General features: G+C 61.9%; 6 protein-coding genes, 1 rRNA gene and 1 pseudogene. 5 read left to right on the forward strand and 3 right to left on the reverse strand.

Annotation, left to right across the window (positions count from 1 at the left end; genetic code table 11):
• Nucleotides 1-175 precede the first annotated feature (175 nt).
• A 5S ribosomal RNA gene (gene rrf, locus IFT98_RS07370) occupies nucleotides 176-291 on the forward strand.
• A 44-nt stretch (nucleotides 292-335) separates the two neighbouring features.
• Here rrf and IFT98_RS07375 read toward each other — a convergent pair.
• Nucleotides 336-978: pseudogene (locus IFT98_RS07375) on the reverse strand (GntR family transcriptional regulator); the annotation flags it as partial.
• Between the two features lie 229 nt (nucleotides 979-1,207).
• Here IFT98_RS07375 and lapG point away from each other — a divergent pair.
• Nucleotides 1,208-1,900 (forward strand): cysteine protease LapG, encoded by a 693-nt coding sequence (lapG, locus tag IFT98_RS07380; protein WP_192047916.1) that lies wholly within the window; start codon nucleotides 1,208-1,210, stop codon nucleotides 1,898-1,900.
• Between the two features lie 11 nt (nucleotides 1,901-1,911).
• On the forward strand, nucleotides 1,912-3,864 hold the full coding sequence (gene lapD, locus IFT98_RS07385; RefSeq protein WP_192047917.1) for a cyclic di-GMP receptor LapD: 1,953 nt from the start codon (nucleotides 1,912-1,914) through the stop codon (nucleotides 3,862-3,864).
• 68 nt (nucleotides 3,865-3,932) lie between these two features.
• Here the strand turns inward: lapD and IFT98_RS07390 are convergent, their stop codons facing one another.
• Both IFT98_RS07390 and IFT98_RS07395 read right to left on the reverse strand, forming a co-directional pair.
• Nucleotides 3,933-4,271, reverse strand: a complete 339-nt coding sequence (locus IFT98_RS07390) for a tryptophan synthase subunit beta (protein ID WP_122714730.1) — start codon at nucleotides 4,269-4,271, stop codon at nucleotides 3,933-3,935.
• 121 nt (nucleotides 4,272-4,392) lie between these two features.
• On the reverse strand, nucleotides 4,393-17,388 hold the full coding sequence (locus tag IFT98_RS07395) for a retention module-containing protein (RefSeq protein ID WP_192047918.1): 12,996 nt from the start codon (nucleotides 17,386-17,388) through the stop codon (nucleotides 4,393-4,395).
• 848 nt (nucleotides 17,389-18,236) lie between these two features.
• Between IFT98_RS07395 and IFT98_RS07400 the strand changes: the two genes are divergently transcribed.
• Nucleotides 18,237-20,390 carry a type I secretion system permease/ATPase gene (locus IFT98_RS07400; protein ID WP_192047919.1) on the forward strand — a complete coding sequence of 718 codons (2,154 nt, stop codon included), beginning with the start codon at nucleotides 18,237-18,239 and terminating at the stop codon, nucleotides 20,388-20,390.
• Nucleotides 20,380-21,756, forward strand: a complete 1,377-nt coding sequence (locus IFT98_RS07405) for an HlyD family type I secretion periplasmic adaptor subunit (RefSeq protein ID WP_122714232.1) — start codon at nucleotides 20,380-20,382, stop codon at nucleotides 21,754-21,756. The genes IFT98_RS07400 and IFT98_RS07405 overlap by 11 nt, the downstream gene beginning before the upstream one ends.
• Nucleotides 21,757-22,092: the final 336 nt, after the last annotated feature.

Raw genomic sequence — 22,092 nt, forward strand, 5'->3', positions numbered from 1 at the left:
GCAGTGAAACGATGCATCGCCGATGGTAGTGTGGGGTTTCCCCATGTGAGAGTAGGTCATCGTCAAGATTGAATTCCGAAACCCCTATCTGCGTAAGCAGGTAGGGGTTTTGTCTATAAGTAGAAGTCCCAATATTTCGCTGAGGTTGGCTAAGCCAACCCGGCACACGGAATTTCTTGACGACCATAGAGCATTGGAACCACCTGATCCCATCCCGAACTCAGCAGTGAAACGATGCATCGCCGATGGTAGTGTGGGGTTTCCCCATGTGAGAGTAGGTCATCGTCAAGATTGAATTCCGAAACCCCTATCTGCGTAAGCAGGTAGGGGTTTTNGCTGCAAGTGCTCTCGCAGCAACTCGACAGCCAGCATCACATCGCGTTGCCTTGCAGCCTGCAACAGGTTGCGGTGATCGTCCTGAGCCATATTGCGCAACCCCATGGCTTCCAGATTGAAGCGCAGGAAGCGCTCTTCCTCAATGAGTCCTTCATCTATCAAATGCAATAACCGGCGGTTACCGGCCTGTGCGTAAAGCGTCCTGTGGAAGGCCCGGTTGAGGCGACTGATCTCGACGTAGTCCGATGTCCGTTCCAGGCGTTCGATGCAGTCCTGGGCGAAGGCGAAATCGGGCTCGTCCAACAAGGGCACCGACAGGCGCAAGGCTTCGCATTCCAGAAGCATGCGCAGGGCGTAGGTTTCCACTGAATCGTGATTGATCAGGGGGGCCACCACCGCGCCCTTGTGATGCACCACCTTGAGCAGACCTTGTGCTTCGAGTTGGCGCAGCGCTTCGCGCACGGGCATTCGACTGACGCCGAACAGGGTGGCGAGTTCTTGCTGCCGGATGGCCATGCCACATGGCAGGCGCCCGTCATAGATCGCGGCGCGAATCCTTTCTTCGATCACCGAGCGTGCCAAGTGTGCCGGCACCTGTTCACTGCCCAGAATGCTGGCCAGCACAGTGGATTTTTCAGTCACGCCAAACAACCTCAATCAATTTGCGCCATCGTGACGTAACCAGTTACACATTGAAAGCTGGCACGTTTGAATAACACCCTCCCAAGCCGGTAGCCAGACGAAGTGCAGTGTTGAAGCGACGAACAGGCTGCACAGGCTCACGAGAAAGTGATTTCATCGTGCCATTGTTTTTTGTCATGCGCCCCCGCACCATGGTGGGCTGCGGTGCCTCCCTGGCGGATCGAACACGTTGGTTACACGGCTGAAGTACCTACAGACGGTGCGCTGTCTTGCGATTGCCTTTGCCTTGGCAGGCACATTGCTGGGCGGGCTTCGCGCCGACTGGGACTTCAATCAGATCAGTCGCCGTGCCGAGGGTCTGTATGGGCCATTGGGCGAAGGCGCACAGCGCATTGATGCGTGGCAACGGTTGCTGGCAACCCAGAAGCCGTTGAGCGAGGGCGAGCAACTGGAAGTGGTCAATCAGTTCTTCAATCATCAACTACGGTATCGAGAGGATCTCGATCTGTGGCGCGAAGTCGACTATTGGGCCACGCCGGTGCAGTCGCTGCTCAAGGGCGCCGGCGACTGCGAGGACTACGCGATCGCCAAGTACTTCAGCCTGCGCCACTTGGGCGTCGCCGCCGACAAACTGCGCATCACTTACGTCAAGGCGTTGCGACAGAACCGCGCGCACATGGTGCTCACCTATTACGCCACGCCGACGGCCATGCCCCTGGTGCTGGACAGTCTGATGGACCCAATTCTGCCTGCCAGCCAGCGCCAGGACTTGCTGCCGGTCTACGCCTTCAACGGTGAAGGGTTGTGGCTCACCGGCGCTGGTGGCAACAAGAAGGTAGGGGATACCAAGCGCCTGTCGCGTTGGCAGGACGTACTGAAGAAAATGACCGCAGAAGGCTTTCCGGCGAGTCTGGATTATTAAGTGGAGCAACGATGTCTCTGTTCAAACAACTGTTGATCGCGATATGCCTGTTTCTGGTGGTGGCTTTCACTGGCAGCTTCATGGTCAGCCTGGAAAGTTCGCGCACTCAGTACGTCAACCAGCTGCGCTCGCATGCCCAGGATGCGGCCACGGCACTGGCGTTGTCGCTCACGCCCAATATCGACGACCCGGCAATGGTCGAACTGATGGTCAGCTCGATCTTCGACAGCGGCTATTACGCCAGCATTCGCGTGGTCAACCTGGCGGACGACAGTGTCATCGTCGAGCGTGCGGCCGAGCCGGACGGCAGCGGCGTGCCGGCCTGGTTCGTCAAGATGATCAACCTGGCACCGGCCGGCGGTGACGCGATCGTCAGCCGCGGCTGGGAGCAGGCAGCGCGGGTCGAGGTGGTCAGCCATCCGATGTTTGCCGTGGCCAAGCTGTGGCAGGGCGCGTTGGGCAGCCTGGGCTGGTTGTTGCTGTGCGGCGCGGTCAGTGCTGCGCTGGGTGCACTGTTGTTGCGTCGCCAGCTGAAGCCGCTGGATTACATGGTCGAGCAATCGCACGCCATTGCACGCAGGGAATTCCTCAGCCTGCCGGATCTGCCGCGCACTCCCGAGCTGCGCCGGGTGGTGCAGGCGATGAACCAGATGGTGGAAAAGCTCAAGGCACTGTTCCACGAGCAGACCGTGCGCAGTGAACGGCTGCGTATCGAGTCGTACCAGGACAGTCTGACGGGCCTGGCCAACCGACGCTACTTCGAGATGCAGCTGCACACGCGTGTCAGCAACCTGGAGGAGGCCAGTGCGGGCTATCTGGTGCTGTTGCGTATCAACGATCTGGCAGGCCTCAACCAGCGCCTGGGCGGACAGCGAACCGATCAGTTGCTGCAGGCAGTGGGGCAGCAGTTGCTGCGCACCTGTGCGCGTCACCCTGAGACGCACAACCTGATCACCCGCAGCCGGGGTGGCGAGTTTTCCATACTGGCACCAGGCATGGTGCGCGAAGAGGCTCAGCAGCTCGCTCAGGAGCTCGACGCGAACCTGCGCAGTCTGGCGCAGACCGGCGCTACCGATCTGCTGCCGGTGGCTCACCTCGGACTGGCGCCGTACACCCCCGGTGACGACCCTCAGGCATTGCTCAAGCTGGCGGACGAGGCCCTGGCGCAAGCCGAGGGTGCTGGCGAGTGCAATTGGGTGTGTCTGGAGCACATGGCGCTGGCCACCGTGGAGAATGACCACCACGCCTGGCACACGCTGCTCGACGAGGCCTTGGCCAAAGGCCGCTTCCAGCTGTACTTCCAGCCGGTGGTGAGCAGCGTGGATACCACGCGCGTGCTGCATCACAAGGTGCTGTCACGGCTGATCGACGAGCAGGGCCAGGCGGTCGCCGCTGGTCGGTTTCTGCCTTGGCTGGAACGCTTCGGCTGGTCGGCGCGACTGGATCGGCTGATGCTGGAGCTGGTCCTGGAGCATTTGCGCAAGCACGATGCCACACTCGCCTTGAACCTGTCGGCGGCTACCTTGAACGATCCGCAGGCATTGGAGGGCTTGTTCGAGAGACTGGCGCAGCATCCCGCCCTGGGCTCGCGCCTTACCCTGGAGATAGGCGAGGAACAAATTCCCGAGCAGAACGTGCTCGAGCAGCTCACGCGGCGTTTGCGCAGCCTGGGCTACAGCCTGAGCCTGCAGCGGTTTGGCGGGCGTTTCAGCATGATCGGCAACCTGGCCCACCTGGGCCTTGGTTACCTGAAGATCGACGGCAGCTACATTCGTGCGATCAACGAGGAAAGCCACAAGCGTCTGTTCATCGAAGCCATTCAGCGGGCAGCGCACAGTATCGACTTGCCGCTGATTGCCGAGCGGGTCGAGACGGAAGGGGAGTTGCAGGTGATTCGCGAGATGGGTATTGCCGGCGTCCAAGGACAGCTGGTGGGCGAGCCGCAGCCCTGGAAGCTTGACTAGGTTGTGGGTGCCTTCGCCTGCCTTCGGACCGTGCCGTTTCGGGCGCGGTGGTGGAGGGGGCGCAGGCTTCAGATCAAGCCGGTTTCGTCGTCGTTGATCAACTGATTCAGGCCGCCAAGCGCCACCCGTGCGCTGGAACGATCCTTGAGCTTGGCCTGGGCCGCTGCCGGTAGATCGGTCACACGGATGATGCCTTTGCTGGTCAGTACCTGGATCAGGTCATCGAGTACCCGAATCATGTCCAGATCGCTCTGCTTGAGCTGTTTCAGGCTGGTTTCGACCACATCGTTGGCGTACCACGCCTGTATTTCATGGTGATCGGCCGGCAGGGTTTCTGTGGCTTCGGCATAGGCTGCCGCTTCCACGCGGACCAATGCACCTTGTCGATCGCGTTGCACGTAGAACATCGAAGCGCTCCCATCGAAAAAAACCTGCCGAGACTGCAGGGCAGTCTCGGCAGAGATTACACGGATTCAGAACCAGTGGATGACATTGGCGGCCAACCCGATGGGCTGGCCGCCGACTGCATCAGTCGTGGTGCTTGACCAGCAGGTCGCCACCGGAGATCAGCGACTTGATGGCATCGGTGCCGCTGCCCCAATGCGCATTGTCGACCTTGATGGTGACATCTGGCGTGACCGTGGCCGAAGCCGAGGTCATACCGCCCTTGGTGCTGATTTGCAGGGTCGAGTTGCCGGCCGTGTCGGTGCTCAGCTTCAAGTAGTTCGCCAGGTTGGTCTCGGCGTCCGATGGCAACAGGTCGGACAAGTCCAGCTTGTCACCCTCGGCATGGCTGAAGTCCTTGATGGTGTCGGTACCTACGTCACCGGTCTTCCACACGAACGTATCCTTGCCGGCGCCGCCAAACAGTACATCGTTGCCGGCGCCGCCGCGAATGGTGTCATCACCGCGCTGGCCGTAGATGATGTCGTTGCCATCACCGCCGTTGAGGAAGTCGTTGCCCCCCTTGGCGACGGTGAACAGACCGGCCTGGCCGTCTGAGCTGGCAGCGCCGACGTTGAACTCACTGGCGTGCTTGGTGATGTAGTCATGCACCTGCTCGGAGGTGACGGAGCTGGTGTTGGTGACCGACTTCACGTACTCGCTCAGCGCCGTCGTGCCCTCGGTGGTCACGCCTGCCTTGGTGAAGGAGATGGTGTCGCCGAACAGGATGTCGTGACCCTCGCCGCCGTTGATGGTGTCGCCACCGGCGGTAATGAGGCTGTTTTTCAGTGCCGCAGCGATATTGGTGACGTCGATCTTGCTTTGTACTTCGCCATCGCTGTCGAATTTCTGCAAGGTTGCCACGGTGGCGCTGTTGGCGTTGTTGCCAACACCGATGGCTTCCACGGTCGACACCTTGGCCAAGGCTGCGAAGCCTTCGGCGGAGCCATCGATGACGGCACTGGTGGTGGTAGAGCCGTTGCCCTGGCGATTGCCGGCAGCGTCGAGGTAGTAGTTCGGTTCGCCGTCGGTGATCAGGTAGCTGAGCTTCACCGCGCCAGTGTTGCTGGTGGCCTCGGTACCGTTGAACCAGGTCGCCGCCTTGAAGAACGCCGACTCGTAGTTGGTGCCACCGGTTGCCGTGATCGCATTGAGGCCCAGGCCTGCCTTGATGGCATCCACCGACATGTTCGGCGTCAGCGTCAGCGTGGCGCCTTGCTTGGAGTCGGTGCCAAAGTCGACGATGGTCACCTTGACCGTGCCGCCGCCCAGGTTCTGCGAGAGCTGCTGGATTGCGGTGGCGACCGAGTCCTTCGCACTGGCCAGGGTGTCCTTCATGCTGCCCGAGCGATCCAGGATGTAGGCGATGTTGTAGCTGGCGCCGTTCTGGGTCTGGGTCGGGGTCACGTCGCCGACGATGATGTCGCGGCCGGTGGTGCCGTCCAGCGTTTCGGTGCCGGCGTTGCCGGTGATCACACTGTAGCTCTGCTGCGTCGCCACGACGTGCACGGTCAGCGTTTGCTCGGCAGCCGATGCGGCCTCGGCACTGCCGTCCTTGGCAGTGGCATTGACCTTCAGGTTGATGTCGCCGACCGGGGCGTTGGCTGCGGTGGTGAGCGTCAGGGCAGCCAGGTTCCAGTTGCTGACATCCGCCGTCTGGGCAGTGCTGCTCGCCGTGAAGCTGTGGGTACCGTCGCTGAGGGTGGCACCGGCCTGGATGTTGGAGATCGTCGTGGTCAGGGTTTCGGAGCCGTCACGGTCGACCAGTTCCGAAGAGATCGCTGACAGCGCGATTGCCTTGCCGGCCACGCCGGTGTTGCCGGTAGTGGACAGCGTGATGTTGTCCAGCAGGCCACCGTACGAGTTCTTGTCCACCGAAGCGAAGGTCAAGGTCTTGCTGGCGGTGCTGTCTACCGGCAGCTGCAGGCTGTAGTGCACCATGCCCGGTGTGGTGCCGTTGATCACGGCCACAACCTTGTCGCCCCACATGACCTTGACGTCGGAATCGCCTTCATGGCCTTTACGCGGCGAATAGTCGAATTCCAGCGTGTACAGCGAGCCCGCCTTGGCATTGCCAACGACGGTATAGAGGTCGCCGGGGGCGCCGAGGTAGCTTTCCAGCTCGATGACCTTGGTGGTGTCTGCCGAGCCGTTATACAGGCTGTACGGATTGACCTCGATGTAGCCGTTGGCATCGCTGTTTTTCCACGCTTCGCCCAACTGACTCACTTGGCCGCTGGTGACGGTGCTGGCGTCGCCAGACAGGGTCCACGAAGTCGGATTGGCAACGCTCAGCAGCGGAGTATCGCTGACGGGCGCCACGGTGACGTTCAAGGTGCTCACGGCACCGGTATCGGTGGTGTAGGTGACCGTCGGCAGGCTGCCGCTCCAGTTCTCGTAGGCCTTGACCGGAGTGTAGGTGTAGCTGCCATCGCTGGCGATGGTGAGGTTGCCGACCGTTACCGACTGGTTGCCGACGGTTGCGGTGACCGGCGCCGAGGCATGGCCGCTGGCGTCCATCGCGTAGCTGGTGCCGCCGATGCTGAACTTGGCCACGGTCAGGCTGTTGTCGCCGTCGCGATCATTGGTCAGCACGTTGCCGTTCAGTGTGACGCCTTCATCGACCGTGGCGGTATCGACCACCAAGTTGTTGTCGATGATGTTGATGGCGACACTGGCGTGGGCCGGATCCGTGGTCAGGCTCTGGAAGTTGCCACCGGTGACCGAGTCGATGGTCACCACCAGCTGTTCGGTGCCTTCGCGCAGTTGATCGCTCAGGGCGCTGATGGGGAAGGTCGCGGAGGACTTGTCGGCGCCGATGACTACGGTGGTCTGACCCTGGAAGTCCGCGCCGTTGGCGGCCTTGCCCGAGTAGTTCAGGGTGACGGTGACCTGGCTCTTGGTTTCGTTGCTCAGGGTCAGGGTGTAGATCGCCGACTGACCTTCGATGATCCGCTCGGCACCGGTGATACCAATGGTGGTCTGTGGACCGGTCACGGTGGTGCTGGCTGAGGCATCCTTGTACTGCAGGTTTTCGAAGTTGCCGTCGATCAGCTTGCCATCGGCAGCGCTGGCGATGCCAGCAATGGCAACGGTCAGGATGCCGGCGCGCGATGCATCGTTGCCCACCGTGTAGTTGACGAAGCCTTGCTTGGCATTGGCGGCGATGTCGATGGTCTGGCCGTTCGACAGCACGAGTTTCAAAGCCTTGTCGGCGGCATGGTCGAGCGTGGCGGTGTAGGTGATGACGCCGCCGTCGTTGACCGCCGAGGTGGCGTTCAAGGTGACCTTGGTGGCGTCGATGGTGTCGTTTACCAGCACATTGACCGGCGTGGTGCCTGGGACCAATGTGACGTCGCCGCCACCGGTCACATTTTGGATAGTGCGGCTGACCGAGTCGGCATCCTTGTAGACGTCATCCAGCGGCGCAGCGACCGTGATGGCGCTTGCCGAGGCACCTTTGGCAATGCTGATGCTGTCGCCATTGCCGATGTCGACCCGGACGGTTTCCAGGGCGTTGACGGCATTGCCGTGCAGGTCGGTCAGGGTCGCGGTGTATTTGATCACACCGCCTTCGACTGCCTGCGGTTCGGCGGACAGGGTTACGACGACTGCCGGCTTGACCGCCAGCATGCTGTTGGCCACCACCGAAGTCGCGCCGTTCACGCCATTGCTCTGCACGCCAGTATCGGTCACTTCGACCGACACCTGGCGCACGGTGCTTTCCGGATGCTCGCCGGTCGCCTGGAACTTGATCGAGTTGATCAGCTCCTGATACGCGGCGCGGCTGGCCATGCCTTCCAGGGTGATGGTCATGGTGCCATCGCTGGCAACGCCACCGACCTTGTAGCCAATGCCTTGGGCAGTGGTGCCATTGCCGGTTTCGAACGCCGAGCTCAGGGTGTCACCGGCCATGGTGTTCTGAATGACGATCTTCGCGCCCTGCAGTTGATCGCCGGCGCTGTTGTCCTTGTCGCTGATGCTCAGGCCCGAGACCAGGTTGACCGATTCTGCCGAGCCTTCGTTGAAGACTACCTGCTCGTCCATGATCACCACTGGCGCGGTGTTCACGGCGTCGACGATGACGTTGAGCGGCTGGCTGACCGATACCGAGTTGGCCGGATCGGCGCTTTCAGTGGCGGTGGCCGTGATGGTCAGGGCCAAGGTGCCGCTGAAGTCGGTCGGCGGCGTGATGGTCAGGGTGGTCAGATCCCAGTTGGTGATATCGACCGTGCCGTTGCCACCGTCTTTCGCGCTGTATACATGGTTGGCGCCGTCACGAAGTTCTGCACCTACCGGGATGCCGCTGATCTGCAGCACGTGCTGCTCGGAGCCGTCACGGGTGTCGCCGAACGAGACGTTGATAGTGCTCAGCTGGATCGCGGTGTCCTGGGCGCCGTGGTTCAGTTCGTAGCCGGCGTAGTAGCCGTCACCGTTGCCATCGACGTGCGAGGTGACGTTGATGCCCTGGTTCACCAGATCGGCGATGTCGGTGTACAGCGGCACACCGCTCTGACCGATCGAGGTCGCAGGACCCTGGTCGACCGACAGGTTCAGGTCGTAGAAGCCTGGACCGTTCTGGTTGTGATGGTACAGGTCAAGGCTGTAGTAGCCGGTTTCAGCGGGGGTGATGCTGCCGCTGAAATCGCCCGAGGTCGGGTCGACACCGGCACCCCAATGGGCAGTGCCCAGGTCCTTGCCGCCAACGTTGATCAACAGACCGTCGTCGGCCTTGCCGCTGAAGGTGTAGGTCTTGCCGGCTTCGAGGAAGATCAGGCCGGTGACCTTGGTCCCGGTGCCTTGCACGATGTTGGTGTCACCGACATCAGCGATGACCACGCCCGGACGGCTGCCTGCCGCTTCGATGGTGGACTTGATCTGCGCAGGATCGGCGCCTTCGCCAGTCGTACCCAGGCCCTGCAGGTCGGTGTAGGTGTACTTGATCAGCCCGGTCGGAACGACGTAGCCCGGAGTCAGGCTGAGGATCGGCGCGTCGGCCACCGGCGCGATGTCGATGGTGACGGTGCCCGGCTTGCCCACCAGGGCATCGACCGTCGGAGTGAACGTGAAGCTGGCGTAGTCGCTGCGCTGATCACCGGTGCCGGTGTTGTTGTAGGCATCGCTGCCCGACTCGTCGGCTACCGGGACAAAGCGCAGTGCGCCGTTGTCGATCTGGGCCTTGGTGAAGGTGGTGCCCACGTCGGCCTGGGTCAGATCTCTCCACTCGCCATTGTCGTTTTTGAGTTGCAGCGAACCGTTGACCGGCAGGCTGGTGAACTTGATGCCCAGGTCGAGGCCGGGGTTGGCGGTCGGCTGGATGTTGAACGAGGCCCAGTCCAGTGCCACGGCGGTGTCTTCGGTACCGCTGAGCTTGTTGCCGGCCACGCCGTTGTTGTCGCCATTGTCGCCGACCACCGGAGCATCGTTGTCGATGATGGCGGTAGTGACGCTGGCGGCCTGCGGGTTGACCACCAGGCTTTCGAAGTTGTCGCCGGTCGGCGTGGCAATGGTGACCACAACATTCTCGCGACCTTCGACCAGGCTATCATCGACGATGGGCAGCTGGAACTGGACGCTGGTCTGGCCCTTCGGAATGGTCACGGTGATGCTGTCCTGGCCTTGGTAATCGGCACGTGTCGCGCTGCCGCCGTAGGTCAGGTTCAGGGTCACCTGGGTGTCGGTGTTGGTCGGGTTGCTCAAGGTCAGGGTGTAGACGGCCGACTGGCCTTCGGTGGCCGACGCATCGCCGGTCAGGCCGATGGTGGTCACGTCGATGCTGTCGCCAACCGGGGTCACGACCGGGGTGGTGTTCGGGGTCAGTTGCTCGTAGGTGCCGCCGGTGGCGCCAGTGATCGTGGTGGCGATCGAGTCGGCGCCTTTGTACACATCGTTGCCAACCACGTAGGACACCGAGCCCGACGTCTGACCCACGGGAATGGTGATGGTCTGGTTGTTCGACAGCGTCACGACGACCGGTGTGCCGGTCACGATGTCACCTACGGTCGCGGTGTAGACGATGGTGCCGTTTTCCAGCACGCCGCCTGCAGGCGTTTGTGCCGTGAGCACGACATTGGTGACGTCGGTAACCGGGTCGACGATGACGTTCAACGGCTGGCTGACCGACGCTGGATTGGCCACATCGGCGCTTTCGGTGGCAGTGGCCGTAACGGTCAAGGCCAGAGTGCCGTTGTAGTTGGCCGGTGGGGTGATGCTCAGGGTTTTCAGGTCCCAGCCAGTGATGTCGGCTGTGCCAGTGCCGCCGTCGTTGGAAAGGTAGCTGTGGTTGGCGCCGTCACGCAGCACTGCGCCTACGGGGATGCCGCTGATCTGCAGCACATGCTGCTCGGAGCCGTCACGGGTGTCGCCGAACGAGACGTTGATGGTACTCAGCTGGATCGCGGTGTCTTCGGCGCCGTGGTTCAGTTCGTAGCCGGCGTAGTAGCCGTCACCGTTGCCATCGACGTGCGAGGTGACGTTGATGCCTTGGTTCACCAGATCGGCGATGTCGGTGTACAGCGGCACGCCGCTCTGACCGATCGAGGTCGCAGGACCCTGGTCGACCGAGAGGTTCAGGTCATAGAAACCTGGACCGTTCTGGTTGTGATGGTACAGGTCGAGGCTGTAGTAGCCGGTTTCAGCGGGGGTGATGCTGCCGCTGAAATCGCCCGAGGTCGGGTCAATGCCAGCACCCCAATGAGCAGTGCCCAGGTCCTTGCCGCCAACGTTGATCAGCAGGCCGTCGTCGGCCTTGCCGCTGAAGGTGTAGGTCTTGCCGGCTTCGAGGAAGATCAGGCCGGTGACCTTGGTCCCGGTGCCCTGCACGATGTTGCTGTCACCGACATCGGCGATGACCACGCCCGGACGGCTGCCCGCCGCTTCGATGGTGGACTTGATCTGCGCAGGATCGGCGCCTTCGCCAGTCGTACCCAGGCCCTGCAGGTCGGTGTAGGTGTACTTGATCAGCCCGGTCGCAACGACGTAGCCCGGGGTCAGGCTGAGGATCGGCGCGTCGGCCACCGGCGCAATGTCGATGGTGACGGTACCCGGCTTGCCCACCAGGGCATCGACCGTCGGGGTAAAGGTGAAGCTGGCGTAGTCGCTGCGCTGATCACCGGTGCCGGCGTTGTTGTAGGCATCGCTGCCCGACTCGTCGGCTACCGGGACAAAGCGCAGTGCGCCGGTTTCGATCTGGGCCTTGCTGAAGGTAGTGCCCACGTCGGCCTGGGTCAGATCTCTCCAGCCCGTGCCGTCGTTGAACTGCAGCGAGCCGTTCGCCGGCAGGCTGGTGAACTTGATGCCCAGGTCGAGGCCGGGGTTGGCGGTCGGCTGGATGTTGAACGAGGCCCAGTCCAGTGCCACGGCGGTGTCTTCGGTACCGCTGAGCTTGTTGCCGGCCACGCCGTTGTTGTCGCCGTTGTCGCCGACCACCGGAGCATCGTTGTCGATGATGGTGGTATTGACGCTGGCGGCCTGCGGGTTGACCACCAGGCTTTCGAAGTTGTCGCCGGTCGGCGTGGCAATGGTGACCACGACGTTCTCGCGGCCTTCGACCAGGCTGTCATCGACGATGGGCAGCTGGAACTGGACGCTGGTCTGGCCCTTCGGAATGGTCACGGTGATGCTGTCCTGGCCTTGGTAATCGGCACGTGTCGCGCTGCCGCCGTAGGTCAGGTTCAGGGTCACCTGGGTGTCGGTGTTGGTCGGGTTGCTCAGGGTCAGGGTGTAGACGGCCGACTGGCCTTCGGTGGCCGACGCATCGCCGGTCAGGCCAATGGTGGTCACGTCGATGCTGTCGCCAACCGGGGTGACGACCGGGGTAGTGATCGGGGTCAGTTGCTCGTAGGTGCCGCCGCTCACACCGGTGATTGCAGTGCTGACGGTATCAGCGCCCTTGTACACATCGTTGCCGATGACATAGGACACCGAACCGCTGGTGGCGCCGACGGCAATGGTGATTACCTGGCTGTTGGACAAGGTGACCACCACAGGTGCGCCGGTCACCGGCGAATCGACGGTGGCGGTGTAGACGATGGTGCCGTTCTCGACCGCGCCGCCTGCTGGAACCTCGGCAGTGAGGACCACGTTGGTCACGTCGGTGACCGGGTCCACAATGACATTCAATTGCTGGCTGACCGACGCCGGGTTCGCCGGGTCTGCGTTTTCGGTGGCGATGGCCGTGACGGTCAGGGCCACGGTGCCGTTGAAATCGGTCGGTGGGGTGAACGTCAGGGTGGTCAGATCCCAGTCGGTGATGTTGGCCGTGCCGTTGCCGCCAGCTTGGGCCGTGTAGCTGTGGCCAGCGGCGTCACGCAGTTCTGCGCCGACCGGAATGCCGCTGATCTGCAGAACGTGCTGCTCGGAGCCGTCGCGCACATCGCCGAAGGAAACAACGATGGAGCTCAGCTGGATCGCGGTGTCTTCGGCGCCGTGGTTCAGTTCGTAGCCGGCGTAGTAGCCATCGCCATTGGCGTCGACGTGCGGAACCACATCGATACCCTGCTTGATGATGTCGCTGATATCGCTGTAGACCGGCACGCCGCTCTGGCCGATCGAGGTCGCAGGACCTTGGTCGACCGAGAGGTTCAGGCCGTAGAAGCCTGGGCCGTTCTGGTTGTAGTGGTACAGGTCGATGCTGTAGTAGCCGGTTTCGGTCGGCGTGATGCTGCCGCTGTAGTCGCCCGAGGTTGGGTCGATACCTGCGCCCCAGTGAGCGCCGTCCAGGTCCTTGCCGCCGACATTGATCAGCAGGCCGTCATCGGCCTTGCCGCTGAAGGTGTAGACCTTGCCGGCTTCGAGGAAGATCAGGCCGGTGACCTTGGTCCCGGTGCCCTGCACGATGTTGGCGTCGCCCACATCGGAAATGATCACGCCCGGACGGCTGCCGGCCGCTTCGATGGTGGACTTGATCAGTGCAGGATCAGCGCCTTCGCCGTTGGTGCCCAGGCCCTGCAAGTCGGTGTAGGTGTACTTGATCAGACCCGAGATACCCTGGGCCACGGACAGCATGGGGACGTCCGCCACCGGCCTGATGTCGATGACCATGGTGCCCGGCTTGCCCACCAGGGCATCGACCGTTGGGGTGAAGGTGAAGTTGGCGTAATCGCTGCGCTGGTCGCCTGTGCCACCGTTGTTGTAGGCGTCGCTGCCCGACTCGTCGGCTACCGGGACAAAACGCAGTGCGCCGGTGTCGATCTGGGCCTTGCTGAAGGTGGTGCCCAGATCGGCCTGGGTCAGGTCTCTCCAGCCCGTGCCGTCGTTGAACTGCAGCGAGCCGTTCGCCGGCAGGCTGGTGAATTTGATGCCCAGGTCGAGGCCGGGGTTGGCGGTCGGCTGGATGTTGAACGAGGCCCAGTCCAGTGCCAGTACGGTGTCTTCGGTGCCCGTCAGCTTGTTGCCTGGAACGCCGTCGTTGTCACCCACCACCGGAGCATCGTTGTCGATGATCGCGGTATCGACGCTGGACGCCTGGGGATCGACCACCAGGCTCTCGAAGTTGTCGCCGGTCGGCGTGGCGATGGTGACCACGACGTTCTCGCGGCCTTCCACCAGGCTGTCATCGAGGATCGGCAGCTGGAATTGCACGCTGGTCTGGCCGCGCGGGATGGTCACGGTGATCGTATCCGGACCTTGGAAGTCGCTGCGCGAAGCAGTGCCGCCGTAGCTCAGGTTCAGGGTGATCTGCGTGTCGACATTGGTCGGGTTGCTCAATGTCAGGGTATAGGTCGCGGACTGGCCTTCGGTGACCGACGCATCGCCGGTGAGGCCGATGGTGGTGACATCGATGATATCGCCAACCGGGGTTACGACTGGCGTGGTGATCGGGGTCAGCTGTTCGAAGTTGCCGCCGGTTACACCGGTGATCGCGGTGCTGATCGTGTCGGCGCCTATGTAGACGTCATTGCCCAGCGCGAAGGAAACCGTGCCGCTGGTTTCGCCGACGGCGATGGTGATGGTCTGGCTGTTCGACAGGGTTACGACAACCGGCGAGCCAGTCACTGGCGCGCCGACGGTGGCGGTGTAGAGGATGGTGCCGTTTTCCAGAGCACCGCCTGCAGGGACGGTGGCAGTGAGCACAACGTTGGTGACGTCGATGCTGTCGCCGACTGGCGTCACAACTGGGGTGGTGATTGGAGTCAGCTGCTCGTAGTTGCCACCGGTGGCGCTGGTGATCGCGGTGCTGATGGTGTCGGCACCGTTGTAGACGTCGTTGCCCAGCGCGAAGGAAACCGAACCGCTGGTTTCACCGACGGCGATGGTGATGACTTGGTTGTTCGACAAGGTCACGACAACCGGCGAACCGGTGACAGGCGCGCCAACGGTAGCGGTGTAGAGGATGGTGCCGTTTTCCAGAGCGCCGCCCGCAGGGACGGTAGCGGTCAGGACGACGTTGGTGACGTCGATGCTGTCGCCGACTGGCGTCACGACTGGGGTGGTGATTGGAGTCAGCTGCTCGTAGTTGCCACCGGTGGCGCTGGTGATCGAGGTGCTGATGGTGTCGGCACCGTTGTAGACGTCGTTGCCCAGCGCGAAGGAAACCGTGCCGCTGGTTTCGCCCACGGCGATGGTGATGATCTGGTTGTTCGACAGGGTCACGACGACTGGTGAGCCAGTTACTGGCGCGCCAACGGTGGCGGTATAGAGGATGGTGCCGTTTTCCAGAGCGCCGCCCGCAGGGACGGTAGCGGTCAGGACGACGTTGGTGACGTCGATGCTGTCGCCTACAGGCGTCACCACTGGAGTGGTGTTCGGGGTGAGCTGTTCGAAGTTGCCACCGGTTACGCCGGTAATCGCAGTGCTGATGGTGTCAGCGCCGTTGTAGACGTCATTGCCCAGCGCGAAGGAAACCGTGCCGCTGGTTTCACCGACGGCGATGGTGATGACCTGGCTGTTCGACAGGGTCACGACAACAGGCGAGCCGGTAACAGGCGCGCCGACGGTGGCGGTGTAGAGGATGGTGCCGTTTTCCAACGCGCCGCCCGCAGGGACGGTGGCGGTGAGCACGACGTTGGTGACGTCGATGCTGTCGCCGACTGGCGTCACGACTGGAGTGGTGATTGGGGTCAGCTGTTCGAAGTTACCGCCAGTCACACCGGTAATGGCTGTAGAAACAGTGTCAGCGCCGTTGTAAACGTCGTTGCCCAGTGGGAAAGAAACCGTGCCGCTGGTTTCGCCGACAGCGATGGTGATGATCTGGCTGTTCGACAGAGTCACTACAACCGGGGAGCCAGTGACAGGCGCACCGACGGTGGCGGTGTAGAGGATGGTGCCGTTTTCCAAGGCGCCGCCTGCAGGGACGGTAGCGGTGAGCACGACGTTGGTCACATCAATGCTGTCGCCCACTGGGGTCACGACTGGGGTGGTGATCGGAGTCAGCTGTTCGAAGTTACCGCCAGTCACGCCAGTAATAGCAGTGCTGATGGTGTCAGCGCCGTTATAGACGTCATTGCCCAGAGGGAAAGAAACCGTGCCGCTGGTTTCGCCTACGGCAATGGTGATGATCTGGCTGTTCGACAGAGTCACTACAACCGGGGAGCCAGTCACTGGCGCACCGACGGTGGCGGTGTAGACGATGGTGCCGTTTTCCAGAGCGCCGCCCGCAGGGACGGTGGCGGTCAGCACGACGTTGGTGACGTCGATGCTATCGCCGACTGGCGTTACTACCGGCGTGGTGTTCGGAGTCAGTTGCTCATAGTTGCCACCGGTTACGCCGGTGATCGCGGTACTGACGGTGTCAGCGCCGTTGTAGACATCGTTGCCCAGAGGGAAAGAAACCGAACCGCTGGTTTCACCCACACCGATGGTGATGGTCTGGTTGTTCGACAGGGTCACGACAACAGGCGAGCCAGTCACTGGCGCACCGATGGTAGCGGTGTAGACGATAGTGCCGTTTTCCAGGGCGCCGCCCGCAGGGACGGTAGCGGTCAGGACGACGGTCGTCGGATCGATCGAGTCGACGATATTGACCACTGCGGGCGCCGGGCTTGGCACCAGGCTTTCGAAGTTGCCGCCGGTAGCACCGGTGATCGTGGTGTTGATGGTCGTCGGGTTGTTGTAGACGTCATTGGCCGGCGCGGCGACATCGACCGACCCCGAAGACTGACCTGCCGGGATGGTAATGGTGGAGCCGTCGGAAAGGGTCACGGTCACCGGCGTCTGCGCCGGGTTGGTGAGCACCGCGGTGTAGGTGATGGTGGTGCCTTCGGTGACCGGGTTGTTGCCCACGGTCAGGGTCACGGTGGTGACGTCGATGGTGTCGTCGACACGGGTAACGGCTGGGGTCGGGTCGGTAGTGACCACCAGATCGCCACCGCCAGTGGTGCCGGTGACCACCACGGAAATCTGCGACGGGTCGATATATGGCGTGTTGGTGTCCGGTACGGTGACGTTGACCGCGCCCGTGGTCTGGCCTGCGGGAATGAGCACCGACTGGCCGTTGGACAAGGTGACGGTCAGGTCGCTGGACGGCGCCTGGGTCAGGGTGGCGGTGTAGGTAATCACGCCGCCGGCTTCGGTGATGGCGGTTGTAGCGGTCACGGTCAGCGTAGCGGTGCGCAGGACTGGCCCGTCGGCATCGGTATCAGCGTTGATCGGGTTGGTATCGCCCACGATCTCCCGCGCGTTCGGACCTGCAGCGCCGTTTGGGCCTTCGGTGGGATAGCCCACGGTTGGATCGACTTCACCCGCAGTTTCACTGAGCAATACGAAACTGTGACTGCCGCCGCCATCACCGCCGGTGTCGTTGGCGCCGGGGCCTGCAGCGGTAGCTTCGAGGTCTTGGGTAGGGTCGGCGCCGGCCGCGATGGCCTGCTGCAATTCCGCTACCGAAGGGGCCGCCTGGGCAGTGGCCGCGCTCAGATCAGTGCTGGAGTCCGGGGTGTTGGCGCTCCATTGCGTTTCGCGTCCCAGATCGATGGTGCGGCCGTCAGCCAGCTCCAGCGTAACGGCACCCGCGGCGCCGGTAACCACTTGCTCTCCGGCGAACAGACGATCCCCTTCGATGAGCACACGGCGAATCCCCTCTGGGGACACTGCGAACACTTGGCCAACAATGCTTTTGACGATGGCAACAACACTGCTCATGTAGGGGACTCTCCGGGGGTGACCATTCGTTGGTACGGTGCCTGAACATCACCAGAGACGGCGACGGGCATTCGGTACATTTTTATGCTGTAATATTGACGCCAACTAATTGTCTAAAAGTCGCAGAAATGAACTTTCTGACAATGTATTGACCTATTTGGCGCCATCCTAAACAATCCATTGTGTAATGTCACATTGATATTTCTCGGCTATGCAAAACGCTTCAACAGGGTGAGTTCATTGACGTCAAGACGACTGCGACTGACGTTTTTTGCAGATGGATGTGACAAAAAAAGTCGCTTGTGAAATATCGCAGCCAATGGCACGAGGGATGTTCTCGCGACCAGGTCCAGTCAAAGGCTGCACGTAGCACGAATCCTGCCAGGCACAGAGTGGGCGCCGCGTAGCCCGTGCATGAGCACGCTGATAAGCTTGTGCCAATGATGCAAGTCGGGGATGTGAAACGCATGTAGGCAAGTCATCGATAAATGCCGCACTGATAGTGCCGACCGATGGACAAACATCGTATTAGAAAGTTCGTAATACTTAGTGTGCAAGTAATAACCGTTAACTCTTTGTGTTTATTGAAGAAAATCTCTGAATGACACTCGGAGCAGCCAATGGTGACCGACCGTTGCTTGGCGAATGAGGCTGCAGAAGCGGGTGACTTGGCTCAGCGGTGAAACACCCTCGACGGCCATTCATCAAACGAGCCCATGCGCAGCCAGCCACCCCCGTGTACGCTGGCATCCGTTGTGCAGATACAACCCAAACCGCTACAAGACCAGGCGGGATGAAATGATCCCGATGGGACCAAGGTGTTCAATGAGCGATAAGAGAGTGTCAGCGTGGATTCGGAATTAAGTTCGGTACTACTCAGCCAGGATCCACGCAGTCAGCACGACGACCCGTTGCTCGATGGCCTGCTGACCCTGTGCTCGCTGCATCACAAGCCCGCCAGCCGGGCCATGCTGACCACAGGCCTGCCGCTGCCTTCGCAGCGCCTGACCGCTGACCTGTTGCCGCGCGCCGCCGCGCGTGCCGGTCTGCAGGGCCGCGTGTTGCAGCGCAAGCTGGATCAGATTCCGTCCATCGCACTGCCGGCCATGCTGATGCTAAAGGACGCACGGTGCGCCGTGCTGCTGGGCTGGGAAGGCGATACCGCGCGCTTGCTGCTCAGCGAAAGCGATGGCGGTGAAGTGCGCGTGGCGCGCGAGGTGCTGACTCAAGACTTCACTGGCCGGGTGTTTTTCGCTCAGCCGCAGCACAAGTTCGACGTTACCAACGGCTCGCTGATCCCCCGCGCTCATTCGTGGTTCCGTGACACCCTCAAGCGCTCGCGTTGGCTGTATGCCGACGCCATTGCCGCCAGCCTGGTGATCAACATCATCGCCCTGGCTGCACCCTTGTTCGTGATGAACGTGTACGACCGAGTCGTGCCCAACCAGGCCACCGCGACCCTGTGGGTGCTGGCCGTGGGGATCTGCGGTGCCTATCTGTTCGACCTGTTGCTCAAGGGCCTGCGCAGCCTGTGCCTGGATCTGGCCGGCAAGAAGACCGACCTGATCATCTCGGCGACGCTGTTCGAACGCATCGTCGGCATGTCGATGAAAAGCCGCCCGGCTCGGGTAGGCAGTTACGCGCAGAACATCCACGAATTCCAGGGCATGCGCGACTTTCTGACGTCGCTGACCCTGACCAGCCTGATCGACCTGCCGTTCACCATTCTGATCTTGCTGGTCATCGCCCTGCTGGGTGGGCACCTGGTATGGATTCCGATCATCGCCTTCCCGCTGGCGCTGGGCATCGGCCATTTCTTGCAGAAGCCGCTGACCAAGACCCTGGAGCGGACCATGGCCCTGGCCGCCGAGCGTCAGTCGAGCCTGATCGAGACCCTGGGCGGACTCGATGCGGTCAAGGTCAACAACGCCGAAAGCGAGCGCCAGTACCAGTGGGAACAGACCATCGGCACGCTCAGCCGCCTGGAATTGCGGGTCAAGACCCTGTCCAGCCTGGCGATGAACATCACCCTGCTGATCCAGCAACTGGCTGGTGTGGCGATCATCATTTTCGGTGTGTATCAGATCATCGAAGGCAACCTGAGCATGGGCGGCCTGGTGGCCTGCTACATGTTGAGCGGTCGCGCGCTGGCGCCATTGGCACAGTTGTCCGGTCTGCTGACTCGCTACCAGCAGGCCAAGGTCACCATGGTCTCGGTCGACCAGATGATGGAGCTGCCGCAGGAGCGCAACTTCGACGAGCGTCCGCTGAGCCGTCAGGTGCTGCAGGGTGCGATGGAGTTTCGCAACGTCGATTTCACCTACCCCAATCAGCAGAACCAGGCTTTGCACGGGATCAACCTGACCGTGCGCCCCGGCGAGAAGATCGGCATCATTGGCCGCAGTGGTTCGGGCAAGAGTTCGCTGGCCAAGTTGCTGGTGGGGCTGTACCAGCCGGATGCCGGTTCCTTGCTGGTCGATGGCGTGGACATTCGTCAGATCGACGTCAGCGAACTGCGCCACAACATCGGCTACGTGCCGCAGGACATTCAGCTGCTGTCCGGCACGCTGCGTGACAATCTGGTGTCCGGGGCCCGCTACGTCGATGATGAAATGGTCCTGCAGGCCGCCGAACTGGCCGGCGTGCATGAATTCGCCCGCCTGCATCCGCAGGGCTATGAACTGCAGGTCGGCGAGCGCGGACAGAACCTGTCCGGCGGCCAGCGGCAGAACGTGGCATTGGCGCGCTCACTGTTGCTCAACCCACCGATTCTCTTGCTGGACGAACCGACCAGCGCCATGGACAACACCGGCGAGGAGCGCCTGAAGGCGCGCCTGCAAGCCGTCATCGAGAACAAGACCGTGATTCTGGTTACCCACCGCGCTTCGCTGCTGAGCCTGGTCGACCGCCTGTTGGTGATCGACCGTGGGCAGATTCTGGCTGACGGGCCGAAGGCTGCTGTCATGGAAGCGTTGAAGAAGGGGCAGATCAGTGTTGCTTAAATCCTCTTCCGGCGGCTTCAAGAATTCCCTCGTACGTTATTTCAAGGGCTCCGATTCGTTGGAAGGCCAGCCCTTGCCCGAGGTCGAGAAGGCGCTGATCGACGATGCGCCGCGCATCGTGCGCCTGACCATCTGGGGCGTCATCGCATTCTTCGTGTTCCTGCTCACCTGGGCGCACTTCGCGGTGATCGACGAGGTGACCAAGGGCGACGGCAAGGCAATCCCTTCGTCGCGGATCCAGAAAATCCAGAACCTGGAGGGCGGTATCGTCGCCCAGATCTACGTCAAGGAAGGGCAGATCGTGGAGGCGGGCGCACCGCTGATTCGTCTGGACGACACACGTTTCGCTTCCAATGTCGGCGAAACCGAAGCCGATCGTGTGGCCATGGAGCTGCGCGTGGAGCGTCTGAGTGCCGAGGTGGAAAACCGGCCGTTGAACATTACCGCCCAGGCACGCAAGTCGGTACCCAACCAGGCGGCCAACGAAGAGTCGCTGTACATGAGCCGTCGCCAGCAGTTGGCCGATGAAATCGGTGGCTTGCAGCAACAGCTGGTGCAGCGTCAGCAGGAATTGCGTGAGTTCAGCTCCAAGGCCGAACAGTACCGCAACAGCCTGAACCTGCTGCGCCAGGAGATCAGCATGTCGGAGCCGTTGGTGGCCAGGGGTGCGATTTCGCCAGTCGAAGTGCTGCGTCTGCGGCGCTCGGAAGTGGAAACCCGCGGCATGCTCGACGGTACCACGCTGGCAGTGCCGCGGGCCCAGGCGGCCATCGGCGAGGTGCAGCGCAAGATCGACGAAACGCGCGGCAAGTTCCGCAGCGAGGCGCTGACCCAGTTGAACGAGGCGCGTACCGATCTGGCCAAGACCCAGGCCACGGCCAAGGGCCTGGAAGATCGGGTGAGCCGTACCATGGTGACCTCGCCAGTACGCGGGATCGTCAAGCAGGTACTGGTCAACACCGTGGGTGGAGTGATCCAGCCCGGCAGCGACATGGCCGAGATCGTGCCGCTGGATGACAGCTTGCTGGTGGAGGCGCGCATTCGTCCGCAGGACATCGCTTTCCTGCACCCCGGGCAGAAGGCGATGATCAAGTTCACGGCCTATGACTACACCATCTATGGCGGGCTGGAAGGCACTCTCGAACAGATCGGTGCCGACACGGTGCAGGATGAAGAAAAGAAGAACACGTTCTATCTGATCAAGCTGCGGACCAACAAGAGCCACCTGGGCTCCGATGAGAAGCCGTTGCTGATCATCCCGGGCATGGTGGCGTCGGTTGACATCATTACCGGCAAGAAGAGCGTGCTGAGCTACCTGCTCAAGCCCATCATCAAGTCCCGCGCCGAAGCGTTGCACGAGCGGTAGGTTCGCAAGCCCTTCACGGCCGATGACCGCTCCTACGGGTGAAATGCGATCGCCTGTGGGAGCGGTCTGTGGCCGCGAAGGGTTTGTAGGGTGTGTCTGGTATACCGCTGTGCGCTTTTCGCGGCCGATGACCGCTCCCACGGGTGAAATGCGATCGCCTGTGGGAGCGGTCTGTGGCCGCGAAGGGCTTGTAGGGTGTGTCTGAAACCCTGCGGCGTATTTTTCACGGCCGATGACCGTTCCTACAAGGGATTGCATTCGGTCGCCAATTCTTGACGAAATGTTTCCGTTCCGCGAATATAGATAGTTAGCAAACTATGAATATTCGCATCCTTC

This window comes from Pseudomonas sp. CFBP 8770 (genome assembly GCF_014841705.1).
GTDB lineage: Bacteria > Pseudomonadota > Gammaproteobacteria > Pseudomonadales > Pseudomonadaceae > Aquipseudomonas.